General features: G+C 71.5%; 12 protein-coding genes. 1 reads left to right on the top strand and 11 read right to left on the bottom strand.

The window, feature by feature from the left end; genetic code table 11:
• Positions 1-37 precede the first annotated feature (37 nt).
• The 3 genes from sucD to D6B71_RS22945 form a co-directional block, all read right to left on the bottom strand.
• Complete coding sequence (gene sucD / locus D6B71_RS19465) at positions 38-919, bottom strand: succinate--CoA ligase subunit alpha (RefSeq protein ID WP_121258195.1); 882 nt, start codon at positions 917-919, stop codon at positions 38-40.
• A 13-nt stretch (positions 920-932) separates the two neighbouring features.
• On the bottom strand, positions 933-2,093 hold the full coding sequence (gene sucC / locus D6B71_RS19460) for an ADP-forming succinate--CoA ligase subunit beta (RefSeq protein ID WP_121258193.1): 1,161 nt from the start codon (positions 2,091-2,093) through the stop codon (positions 933-935).
• A gap of 176 nt (positions 2,094-2,269) precedes the next feature.
• On the bottom strand, positions 2,270-2,716 hold the full coding sequence (locus D6B71_RS22945) for a cobalamin B12-binding domain-containing protein (protein ID WP_164519747.1): 447 nt from the start codon (positions 2,714-2,716) through the stop codon (positions 2,270-2,272).
• A gap of 203 nt (positions 2,717-2,919) precedes the next feature.
• Here D6B71_RS22945 and D6B71_RS23205 point away from each other — a divergent pair, with 203 nt between their 5' ends.
• The gene (locus D6B71_RS23205) at positions 2,920-3,912 is read left to right on the top strand and encodes a M23 family metallopeptidase (RefSeq protein WP_206051862.1); all 993 of its coding nucleotides are present in this window, start codon (positions 2,920-2,922) and stop codon (positions 3,910-3,912) included.
• A 166-nt stretch (positions 3,913-4,078) separates the two neighbouring features.
• On the opposite strand, the gene pcrA is transcribed toward D6B71_RS23205, so the two are convergent.
• From pcrA to D6B71_RS19410, 8 genes are all read right to left on the bottom strand, one after another.
• Positions 4,079-6,523, bottom strand: a complete 2,445-nt coding sequence (gene pcrA / locus D6B71_RS19445; protein WP_121258191.1) for a DNA helicase PcrA — start codon at positions 6,521-6,523, stop codon at positions 4,079-4,081.
• Between the two features lie 69 nt (positions 6,524-6,592).
• Positions 6,593-7,069: a hypothetical protein gene (locus tag D6B71_RS19440; RefSeq protein ID WP_121258189.1), complete on the bottom strand. Its 477-nt coding sequence runs from the start codon at positions 7,067-7,069 to the stop codon at positions 6,593-6,595.
• A gap of 7 nt (positions 7,070-7,076) precedes the next feature.
• Positions 7,077-7,436: a response regulator gene (locus D6B71_RS19435; RefSeq protein ID WP_121258187.1), complete on the bottom strand. Its 360-nt coding sequence runs from the start codon at positions 7,434-7,436 to the stop codon at positions 7,077-7,079.
• Between the two features lie 58 nt (positions 7,437-7,494).
• Positions 7,495-7,938: a chemotaxis protein CheX gene (locus D6B71_RS19430; protein ID WP_121258185.1), complete on the bottom strand. Its 444-nt coding sequence runs from the start codon at positions 7,936-7,938 to the stop codon at positions 7,495-7,497.
• Entirely contained in the window at positions 7,935-8,327 is a 393-nt protein-coding gene (locus D6B71_RS19425; protein WP_121258182.1) for a response regulator, read from the bottom strand. The genes D6B71_RS19430 and D6B71_RS19425 overlap by 4 nt, the downstream gene beginning before the upstream one ends.
• The gene (locus D6B71_RS19420; RefSeq protein ID WP_121258181.1) at positions 8,312-9,151 is read right to left on the bottom strand and encodes a CheR family methyltransferase; all 840 of its coding nucleotides are present in this window, start codon (positions 9,149-9,151) and stop codon (positions 8,312-8,314) included. Before D6B71_RS19420 ends, D6B71_RS19425 begins: the two co-directional genes overlap by 16 nt.
• A complete protein-coding gene (locus tag D6B71_RS19415; protein ID WP_121258180.1) occupies positions 9,148-10,287 on the bottom strand; it encodes a protein-glutamate methylesterase/protein-glutamine glutaminase in 1,140 nt (379 codons plus the stop codon). Before D6B71_RS19415 ends, D6B71_RS19420 begins: the two co-directional genes overlap by 4 nt.
• Before the next feature lie 155 nt (positions 10,288-10,442).
• Positions 10,443-11,330: a hypothetical protein gene (locus D6B71_RS19410; RefSeq protein WP_121258179.1), complete on the bottom strand. Its 888-nt coding sequence runs from the start codon at positions 11,328-11,330 to the stop codon at positions 10,443-10,445.
• Positions 11,331-11,694: the final 364 nt, after the last annotated feature.

The raw sequence follows: 11,694 nt of genomic DNA, 5'->3' as shown, positions 1-11,694 counted from the left end.
CGGGGGGTCCGGTCGTGGTGCTGCAAAGGCTGGGGCCTCAGAGGTTCTTCAGGACCTCGCGCATCAACTCGGCGGTCTCGGACGGCGTCTTGCCGACCTTCACGCCGACCGCCTCGAGGGCCTCCTTCTTGGCCTGAGCGGTGCCCGAGGAGCCGGAGACGATGGCGCCGGCGTGGCCCATCGTCTTGCCCTCCGGGGCGGTGAAGCCGGCCACGTAGCCGACGACCGGCTTGGTGACGTGCTCCTTGATGTAGGCCGCGGCCCGCTCCTCGGCGTCGCCGCCGATCTCGCCGATCATCACGATCGCCTTGGTCTCCGGGTCGTTCTCGAAGGCCTCGAGCGCGTCGATGTGGGTGGTGCCGATGACCGGGTCGCCGCCGATGCCGATGGCGGTCGAGAAGCCGTAGTCGCGCAGCTCGTACATCATCTGGTAGGTCAGCGTGCCCGACTTCGACACCAGACCCACCGGGCCCTTGCCCGCGATGGTGTGCGGGGTGATGCCGGCCAGCGACTCCTCGGGGGTGATGATCCCCGGGCAGTTCGGGCCGATCATCCGGGTGGACTTGCCGTCGAGGTAGGCGAACACCTCGGCGGTGTCCTGCACCGGGACGCCCTCGGTGATGACCACGAGCAGGCCGATGCCGGCGTCGATGGCCTCGATGCAGGCGTCCTTGGTGAAGGCCGGCGGCACGAAGACGACCGACACGTCGGCGCCGGTCTCGGCCATCGCCTCCGCGACGGTGCCGAACACCGGCAGCTCCTTGCCGGCGAGCTCGACCGAGGTGCCGGCCTTGCGGGCGTTCACGCCGCCCACGATCTGGGAGCCGGCCTCGAGCATCAGGGTGGTGTGCTTGGAGCCCATCCCACCCGTCATGCCCTGGACGATGATCTTGGAGTCCTTGTTGAGGTAGATCGACATCTCTTCTTCGTCCTTACGCGTTCGCGAGCTCGGCGGCCTTGTCGGCCGCACCGTCCATCGTGTCGACCATGGTCACCAGCGGGTGTGCCAGGTCCTGCAGGATCTGGCGGCCGGCCTCGACGTTGTTGCCGTCGAGACGGACGACGAGCGGCTTGGTGGCCTCGTCGCCCAGGATCTCCAGGGCGCCCTTGATGCCGTTGGCGACCTGGTCGCAGGCGGTGATCCCACCGAAGACGTTGACGAAGACGCTCTTGACCTGCTCGTCGCCGAGGATGATGTGCAGCCCGTCGGCCATCACCTGGGCGTTCGCGCCGCCACCGATGTCGAGGAAGTTCGCCGGCTTCACGCCGCCGTGCTTCTCGCCGGCGTAGGCCACCACGTCGAGCGTCGACATGACCAGACCCGCGCCGTTGCCGATGATGCCGACCTGACCGTCGAGCTTGACGTAATTGAGGTTCTTCTCCTTCGCGGCCGCCTCGAGCGGGTCGGTCTCGTCGCCGAGCTCGAACTGCTCGTGGTCGGGGTGCCGGAAGTCGGCGTTGGCGTCGAGCGACACCTTGCCGTCGAGCGCCTCGAGCTTGTCGCCGGTGAGCCGCGCGAGCGGGTTCACCTCGACCAGGGTGGCGTCCTCCTCGACGAAGACCTTCCACAGCGCCAGCACGGTCTGCACGGCCTGGTCGACCAGTGCCTCGGGGAACTTGGCCTCGGCTACGATCGCCCGCGCCTTCGCCTCGTCGACGCCGGTGCCGGGGTCGATCGCGATCTTCTTCACCGCGTCGGGGTTGGTCTTGGCGACCTCTTCGATCTCCACCCCGCCCTCGACGCTGGCGATGCACAGGTAGTTGCGGTTGGCCCGGTCGAGCAGGAAGGAGAAGTAGTACTCCTCCTCGATGCTCGCGCCCGGCGCCACCAGGACCCGGTGCACGGTGTGGCCCTTGATGTCCATGCCGAGGATCGCCTCGGCGTGCTGCTCGGCCTCGTCGGGCGTCTTGGCCAGCTTGACGCCGCCGGCCTTCCCTCGGCCACCGGCCTTGACCTGGGCCTTCACCACGACCACACCGAGCTTCTCGGCGGCCGCCCGCGCCTCGGCAGGCGTGTGTGCGACGACACCGAGAGTGCCGGGCACTCCGTGCTTGGCGAAGAGCTCCTTCGCCTGGTACTCCATCAGGTCCACGAGGAATCCACCTACGTCCTACTCGAGAGGTACGGCGACGCAGCGGAGCCGCCGATGTCGGGGGGCACCCTAGTCCGGCTTCCCTGTCGCCGACGAGGGCTGGGGGGCCGGACGTGACGCAGCCCATACGACCGGCCGGTAACCGATTCGGCCCGGTTCAACCCGTGGCGACGACCTCACGGGGTCGTGTCGCCGGCAGGCTGCGCAGCGCTGCGCTCGACCTCCGCCACCCAGCCGACGACGTCCCCGACGGGCACGTCCGCGGCGAACGAGGTGGCCGACCCGGGGCGGTCGGCGGCGCCGCTCCCCGGCGCATCCAGCGGCGCACCGCCGACCTCGAACACCGACACCTCCGGCGCCCCCGCGTCCGCCAGCCGACCGGCCACCCGGCCGGCCAGGGATCCGCTCCGGTCACCGGCGCCCAGGCAGAGACCCACCAGATCGGCGTCCTCCTGCACGGCGGTGGCCGCCAGCCGCTCGGCGTCCTCGGCCGCACCGGCGTAGACCACCTCGTGGCCGGCATCGCGAAGGGCCCGCGCGAGCGCCTCGACGAGGTGAAGACTCTCGTCGACGACGTCGCCGGCCGGGCCGGCGAGCACGATGCGCAGCCTGGATCGACTCATGCGGGCACCCTAGTGACCGATGGGCATGGGAGAAGTGGGGCAGGTGAGGATGGCCACTTCCGCCCGCGCAGCCAGGCGGGCGGCACGGCGGTCGTCCACAGATCGGTCAGGCCGGATTTCCCCGGCCGTGACCAGTCCGTTACAGTCCACTTCGCTCGTTCTCAGCCGAGGGCGGGGCACGCGAGGCAACGGAGACACCATTCATGGGTAGCCACCGGGCGGAACGTCGCGGCGTACGCCGCCGTCCCTCGGAGACCCTGAAGCCGGCCGCGAGCGCCACCTCGGGCCGCCGCGTCGCGGGCCGCCCTACCTCTACCCCCGCGATCGCCGACGCAAACCCGGTGCGCACCGATGCGACCACCGTGTTCCACGACTTCGACGCGACCGCCGAGCTTCCGCTGCTCACCGCCCAGCCCCCCGGGCGCCGCAAGGCCGTCAAGCACGCGGCCTCGCGAGGGTCGCTGATCAAGGGCCTCCCCTCGGCCCCGGTGCTCGTCGGCGTGGCCGCACTGGCGGTCTCCGCCGGTGGCGCGCTGACCGTGTCCAGCCCCGGCCTCGTCGACGCCGAGCCGACCCGCGTCTCCGCGGCCAGCGCGATGAGCGGCGAGACCGGCATCGCCCGGGCCAACCTGCTCAGCAACCGCGAGGCAGTGATCAGCCGCGACTCGCGCCGCGACGCCCTCGACGACGCCGCCGAGGCCGAGCTCGTGGCCGAGGCCGAGCAGCAGACCCGGCAGCGAAACGCGGCCCTCGCCGAGCTCCGCGACCAGGTCGAGGCCCAGGCCGCGAAGATCGAGCTCAACCTGTGGGTGCTGCCCCTCTCCGGCTACCGCATCACCGCCACCTACGGCGAGTACGGCCTGTGGTCCAGCTACCACACCGGCCTCGACTTCGCCGCCCCCTCCGGCACCGCGCTGGTGGCGATGGCCAACGCGACCGTCACCTCGGTCGGCTACGACGGCGCCTACGGCAACAAGACCGTGCTCACCCTCGACGACGGCACCGAGCTGTGGTACTGCCACCAGAACTCCATGAACGTCACCGAGGGTGACGTCGTGCAGGCGGGTGACGTCATCGGCAGCGTCGGCTCGACCGGCAACGTCACCGGACCGCACCTGCACCTCGAGGTCCGCCCCGGCGGCGGCGACCCGGTCGACCCCTACGAGGCGATGCGGGTCCACGGGCTGACGCCCTAGCGAGGACGCGTCAGCGGACTCGCTGATGGTGGTCGAGCGAGCCGCGCCGCTGAGCCCGCGAAGCGGCGACCGGCGTGTCGAGACCGACGACCCGTGTCGAGACCGACGACCCGTCAAGCCTTCCGCGACACGCCGCGAAACGGCGGGAATCAGTGACGGCTCGGCGTCAGAGCTTCTCGACCGGGGCGTAGCGCAGCAGCAGCCGCTTCACGCCCTGGGAGCCGAAGTCGATCGAGGCGACCGCCTTCTCGGCGACGCCCTCCAGCGCGACGACGGTGCCGAGTCCGAAGGAGTCGTGCACCACCCGGTCGCCGGGCTCGAGCGACGGCACCGCGCGAGCCGGCTTGGCCTTGGCCGCCGCGTCGGCACGCAGCGCGGCGGAGGAGAAGTTGCGGCGGCCCGCCGCGGTCGGTGCACCGAGCCGGGCCGCGGGCGACCCGCTCGCGACGTCGGGGCGCGACCACCTCGTCTGGGCGGCCTCGGTGCGCCTCCAGTCGACCAGGTCGACCGGCAGCTCGTCGAGGAACCGGGAGCCGGGGTTGTGCGACGGGGCACCCCACGCCGACCGCACCACGGCCCGGGAGAGGTAGAGCCGCTCGCGAGCGCGGGTGATGCCGACGTAGGCCAGCCGGCGCTCCTCCTCCAGCTCCGGCTGGTCGCCCAGCGCCCGCGCGTGCGGGAAGACGCCGTCCTCGAGCCCGGTGAGGAAGACGACCGGGAACTCCAGCCCCTTCGCGGTGTGCAGCGTCATCAGCGTGACCACTCCGCCGTCGTCGCCGGCGTCGGGGATCTGGTCGGCGTCGGCGACCAGCGCCACCCGCTCGAGGAAGTCGCCGAGACCCGGCGCCAGCGTGCCGGCGTCCACGTCGGCCGGGTCGGCGGAGGGACCCGCCACGGGGTCGTCGGAGAACTCGCGGGCGACCGCCACCAGCTCGGCCAGGTTCTCGACCCGGGTGGCGTCCTGGGGGTCGTCGGACTCCTCCAGCTCGGCCAGGTAGCCCGAGCGGGAGAGCACGGTCTCGAGCACCACGTCGGCGCGCTCCCCCGCAGCCACCATCGACTGCAGCTCCTCGACCAGCGCGACGAACCCGCGCACCGCGCCCAGCGACCGGGTGGCCAGCCCGGGGGCCTCCTCGGCGCGCCGCAGCGCCTCCCAGAAGGTGAGCCGCTCGCGTTCGGCGAGCACCTGCACGCACGCCACCGCCCGGTCGCCGATGCCGCGCTTGGGCACGTTGAGGATGCGCCGCAGCGAGACCTGGTCGGCGGGGTTGACCAGCAGCCGCAGGTAGGCCAGCGCGTCGCGCACCTCGCGCCGCTCGTAGAAGCGCACCCCGCCCACGACCTTGTAGGGCTGCCCGGTGCGGATGAAGACCTCCTCGAACACCCGGGACTGGGCGTTGGTGCGGTAGAAGACCGCCACGTCGGCCGGCCGGTGCGACTCCTCGTCGACCAACCGGTCGATCTCCTCGGAGACGAACCGGGCCTCGTCGTGCTCGTCGTCGGCGACGTAGCCCACGATCCGCGCGCCGTCGCCGGCGTCGGACCACAAACGTTTGGGCTTGCGTCCCCGGTTGTGGTCGATCACCGCGTTCGCGGCGCTGAGGATCGTCTGCGAGGAGCGGTAGTTCTGCTCGAGCAGGATCGAGGTGGCGTCGGGGAAGTCCTGCTCGAAGTCGAGGATGTTGCGGATGTTCGCGCCCCGGAACGCATAGATCGACTGGTCGGCGTCGCCCACGACCATCAGCTCGGCCGGCGGCACCCGCTCGTCCGGGCCTTCGGCGGCCTCCACGTCATGGACGGGCCCGCCCTCCGGGTCGTGGGCGCACAGCTGGTGGATCAGGGCGTACTGCGCGTGGTTGGTGTCCTGGTACTCGTCGACCAGCACGTGGCGGAACCGGCGCCGGTAGGTCTCGCGCACCTCGGGGTAGGCCGAGAACAGGTGCACGGTCATCATGATCAGGTCGTCGAAGTCGAGCGCGTTCGCCTCGCGCAGCCGCCGCTGATAGAGCCGGTACGCCGCGGCGTACGACTCCTCGAGCCCGTTGCGGGCGTCCTTCGCGGCCTCGTCCTCGTCGCGCAGCTCGTTCTTCTGGTTCGAGATCCAGTTCAGCACCGCCGCGGGCGGGTAGCGCTTGGCGTCCAGGTCGAGGTCCTTGCAGACCAGGGTCATCAGCCGCTTCTGGTCGGCGGCGTCGTAGATCGAGAAGCTCGACTTGTAGCCCAGCCGGGTGACCTCCTTGCGGAGGATCCGCACGCAGGCGGAGTGGAAGGTCGAGACCCACATGATCCGCGCGCGCTTGCCGACCAGCTCCTCGACCCGCTCCTTCATCTCGGCCGCGGCCTTGTTGGTGAAGGTGATGGCCAGGATCGAGCCCGGGTGGGCCTGGCGCTGGGAGATCAGCCAGGAGATCCGCCGGGTCAGCACCCGGGTCTTGCCCGACCCCGCTCCGGCGACGACCAGCAGCGGCGCCCCCTCGTGCACGACGGCGGCGCGCTGCGGCTCGTTGAGCCCGTCGAGCAGCTCCTCGGGTGAGGGGCCGCGGCGGGGTGGTGAGGGGTCCGCTGCGGGCGCGAGGTGCTCGAGGCCGGGGATCGGGAAGGGGCTGGACATGCTGCGGCCAGCGTACGTGCTCCGGTGCCGCCGCCCACCCTCGACGGCATCCCCGGACGCCGCGGGGCGTCAGAGGGTGGAGACCACCCCGATGACGCCCTCGCCGTAGCCCTGGATGTCGACGGTGACATCCTCACGGGAGCCCAGCGTCGCCGCCCACGAGGCCACGCTGCCCGGGATCGGGTCAGAGGGCCCGTAGACCTCCTGCAGGCGCTGGTGCACCTCACCGGAGTCGTTGATGATGCCCGCGACGATGTTCAGGATCTCGGAGGCGTTCTCGAACAGGCTCGGCGGCAGCACGCCGTCGTCGATGGCCGCCTCGGCGCCGCCACGGGGAACCAGCGCGAGGGCGGCCGCGGAGTAGGCGGCCAGCTCGAAGTCCATGACCACGACCGAGGACAGGTTGTGCACGTCGTCGATGTAGGAGGCCACCAGCGGTCGCGGGACGACGTCCAGCGGCGGCGGCGCCCCGTCGCTGACGTCGACGTCGCGACCGAGCAGGCCTTCGAACAGGTCTCGGATCTGCTTGCGGTTCGGAATGCTCATCTCGACCTCACAGAACCCCGGAGAGGGCGTCGGAGAAGGACTCGGGGGTGAACGGCTTGGCGATCAAGAACATAGCCCCGGCCGCCTGAGCCGTCTGCCGCATCTCGTCGGACCCCTCGGAGGTGACGAACCCGAACGGCACGGTCGAGCCGCTGCCGCGCAGGGCGCGCAGCAGCTCGATGCCGGTCTTGTTCGGCATGTTCCAGTCCGACAGGACCAGGTCCGGTGACTCCGCGGCCACCTTGTCCAGCGCGTCGGCACCGTCGGTGGCCTCGACGAAGTCGTGGTGTCCGAACCCGGCCTGGCGCATCGTGCGCAGCACGATCTGGCGCATCACCCGGCTGTCGTCGGCGATCAGGATCTTCATTTCTCTGTTCTCTCGTCTCGTCGGTGTGGAGGGAGCGTCCACGCGGTCGATGCCGGGCTCAGCCGGCGGCAGGCACGACCTGGACATAGACCGGGGAGCCGCGCCAGGCCACGACGACACAGTCGTCGTGGTCGGGCGCCACGGTCACGGGGGTGACGCCCGGAAGCCCCAGGGCGGTGGCTCCACCCAGCGCGCCCTTGACACTGCCGCCGACCACGTTGAGCACCTCGCCCACGGCGTCGTGGACGTCGAGCTCGGGCAGCTCCTCGTCCTCGTCGGCACCGAGCATGGCGCCGGCGATCTCGGCGGCGACCGTGCCGTCGAGGGTCAGCCGCAGCTCACCGTTCCACTCGCCGGTGAGCGCGATCTGGGCCTGGAGCCCGTTGCGGAAGTCGGGATGGTCGCCCGGCGCCCAGGGTTCGGCGACGGCGTACAGCATCGACTCCCACACCTGCTCCATTGCGGCGCGGACCAGGGCCTGGTCCGGGGTCTCGACGGTCATGCGAGGTCTCCTGCGGTCAGCGGCACCAGCCCCAGCAGATCGAGCTTCTCCTGCAGGGCGTCGGCGGTGAAGGGTTTGATGAGGTACTCGTGGGCGCCTGCGGCCAACGCGCGGACGATCCGGCTCTGCTCGCTCTCGGTGGTCACCATCATCAGCGTGATCGAGCGCCACTCGGGACGGCTGCGCACCTCGGTGACGAACTCCAGGCCGTCCATCACCGGCATGTTCCAGTCGATGCAGGCCAGGTCGGGAGGGGTGTCGTGCTCGGTCAGGAGGTCGAGCGCCTCCTGGCCGTGACCGGCCTCCTGGACCTCGAATCCGGCATCGGTGAGGATGCGCCCGACGATCCTGCGCATCGCTCTCGAATCGTCGACTACCAGGGCACGCATGCGCGCTGTTCCTCTCGTATCCGGTACACCGAGGACCGCCCGGCCGGCACCCGCTCCCAGGCGTCGTCGACGCCCATGGTCATCTCGGCCGCGCCGAGGAAGAGGTGGCCGTCGGGAGCCATCACCTGGCGCACGCGGCGCAGGATGTCCCGCTTGGTGGGCAGGTCGAAGTAGATGAGCACGTTGCGCAGGAAGACGACGTCGAAACGGCCCATGGGCGGGAAGGGACGGACCAGGTTGAGCTGGCGGAACGTCACCTGCTGGGTGATCGCCGGGTTGAGCCGCCAGTTCAGCCCGCTGCGGGTGAAGTGCCGCACCAGGGAGGAGGCGGGCATCCCGCGGTTGACCTCGAGCTGGGAGTACTCCCCCGCCCGGGCCTTGGTCAGCATCTCCTCCGACAGGTCGGTCGCGAGGATCTCGACCTTCCAGCCCGCGAGCGCCGGCGTGTCATTCGCCGTCATCGCGATGCTGTACGGCTCCTGACCGCTCGAACATGCGGCGGCCCAGACCCGCAGCCGCCGGTCCGTGCGGTTGGCGGCCAGCGCCGGGAAGACGGTGTTCTTGAGGGTGTTGAACGGATCCACGTCGCGGAACCAGGAGGTCTCGTTCGTGGTCAGCGCCTCGACGACCTGCCGCAGACCCGCGGACGGACGGCGCTCCGACAGGTGGGCGACGTAGCCGTCCACTCCGTCGTGGCCGGCCTGTCGTGCCAGCTGCAGGAGCCGCGACTCGACGAGGTACTCCTTCCCGGGTTCCAGGACGATCGCGCTCTCCGCGTGCACCAGTTCGCGCACGAAGTTGAAGGCGTCCCGACTGATGCTCATCGCTGTGTCACCGCCGCTCCACCTGTCCGCACCGGGACCGGCCCGGTGCTCCTGAGGGCCGGCTGGCTCAGCCGGCGCATGATCTCGGCTGCCAGCTCCTTGAGCGGCAGCACCGCCTCGGTCAGTCCTGCGGTCGCGACCGCCCCGGGCATGCCCCACACCACCGAGGTGGCCTCGTCCTGGGCCAGCACGCTGCCCCCGGCGTCGACCAGCACCTTGGCGCCCTTGCAGCCGTCGGAGCCCATGCCGGTCAGCACCACCGAGAGCACCGCCCCGCCGGCCGCCTGCGCGGCGGTGCGGAACAGCACGTCGACGGCGGGCCGGCAGTAGTTCTCGGGTGGGCCCTGGGTCAACCGGCCGCGGAAGCCGCCCGCGGCGGCCACCACCTCGAGGTGGTGGTCTCCGGGTGCGATCACGACCTTGCCGGGCACCAGCGCCTCGTCCGGGCCGGCCTCGACCACCGAGAAGGGGAACTGCCGGTCCAGGCGGGCCGCGAACTGCCGGGTGAAGAGCGGGGGCATGTGCTGGACCAACGCCACCGGCACCGGCAGCGGCGGCAGGCTCGCGAGCAGGGTGTTCACGGCCTCGGGTCCACCGGTGGAGCTGCCGATCACCAGCAGCCGGTAGCCACCGGCCGGCTGGCGCGGCTGCCGGCAGGTGACCGCCTGCGCGGCCCGGGCCGCGGGCGCAGCGACGGCGCCGGGCCGGTCGGCCTGCCGCGGGAAGACCCGCGGGACGAGCGACATGATGCGCGGGATCAGCGCCTCGCGGACCTGCTCCATCGAACGCCCCACGCTGCCGACGTTGGCCGGCTTGGGGACGTAGTCGCTGGCACCGGCGGCGAGGGCGTCCAGCGTCGCGACCGCACCACGCTCGGTCAGCGTGCTGAACATGATGATCGGCATCCGGCTGCCGGAGGCGCGCAACCGGCGCACCGCCTCGATGCCGTCCATCTCGGGCATCTCGATGTCCATGGTGACCAGGTCCGGCTGGAACTGCGCCACCTTCTGCAGCGCCGCGCGGCCGTTGATGGCCGTGCCGACGACCTCGATGCGAGGGTCCTCCGCCAGCAGACCGGTCACCAGGCGCCGGATCACCACGGAGTCGTCGACGACGAGCACACGGATGGGCTGCATCAAGGATCCTCACGGTCGGTGCCGGCCGGGTGGCTGACGCATCCATCATCGGCAGCGACCGAGGCGACCTGAGGCCCGAAATCACCGACCGGAGGGGATCGGCGGCGAGGGCGACTCCGGGGGGGTTCTCCCCAGGACCGGGTGGCGGGTCGAGGTCAGTCGCAGCCGTAGACCGCGCGCCAGGGTCGCAACAGCGCGTCGGCCTCCGCGGCGGAGAGCAGGTCGTCGACCGCGGACGCCGCCAGCACGCCCGACAGCGCGTTCCACACGCCGTACGCGGCGTCGCGGCCGGTGAAGCCGGCCTTGCTGAAGGCGCCGACCGCGGCGAGCTGCGCGTCGCACGACGGGCGGAGGCGCTCGCTGATCGAGAGCGCCCAGGTGGCTTGGTGCATCGCGGGCGCCCAGGCGGCGGTGTGCACCCGCTGCTCGTCGACGACGCGGCGCCAGGCCTGACGCACCTCGGAGTCGGAGTCGGCGAGGACGCCGAGCCGCCGGTCGACCTCGGGCAGCCCGGTGCCGGTCTCGGGGACGGGATCGGAGCCGGCCACCGCGAGGAAGGGCACCGTCATCGGCCGCCGGACGTCGTCGGGCAGGACGCCGCGCAGGAACGCCGCTGCGGCGGCGTCGGCGAGCACGTCGGCGGCCAGGGATGCCTGGGGGTCCTGCACCGCGAGCGGGCCGCTGTGCAGCCAGGTCCAGTCGAGGAGCTCGCTGCGCACCAGGCGGTCGAGGGCGGCGACGTCGCCGAGCGGACTCTGTTCGAGCCGACGCAGCAGCTTCACCTCGCCGTGGCTGGCCTCCACCAGGGCCTCGCCGGCCCGGGGAAGCAGCTCGCCGAGCCGGCTTCGTCCACTCGCGACGGCCTCGTCGCGGGCACGCCGCCAGGTCTCGCGGACCTCGTCGCCGGGGTGGCGGGCGGCGAGCCGGAGCAGCAGATCGCTGTCGGCGGCCAGGGCGGTGCGCAGCACCGTGGCGGTCTGGGCTCCCCCGGCGAGCCGCGCCAGGTCGAAGCCGATGGTGGAGGCCCCCAGCACGGAGTACATCGCTCACGCTCCCGTCGGCGTCGAGGTCCGAAATCGCACGACCCCGCCCGGAGACACTCCGGACGGGATCGACGTTAGCGCGGTGTCCCTGATCGCGACCAGGGAGTTGCCGACGCGTGGGGGGATTGTTCTCCGCCGGTGCACCGATCCGCACCGGCCCGTGGAGGGCCGGTGCGGATCGGTTCGTCGGCGTCTAGGCCTTGAACAGCGAGACCTGGCTGCGCAGCTGCTGCGCCATCGCCGACAGCTCGCTGACCGCGGAGGTCGTCTGGGCCAGGGCCTGGGTGGTGCTCTCGGCGGCGGACGAGACGCCGGCGATGTTCACCGCGATCTCGCTCGAGCCCGTCGAGGCCTCCGCCACGTT

Source organism: Nocardioides ferulae (assembly GCF_003660455.1).
Classification (GTDB): Bacteria; Actinomycetota; Actinomycetes; order Propionibacteriales; family Nocardioidaceae; genus Nocardioides; species Nocardioides ferulae.
This window is presented reverse-complemented; position numbering and strand designations above follow the sequence as displayed.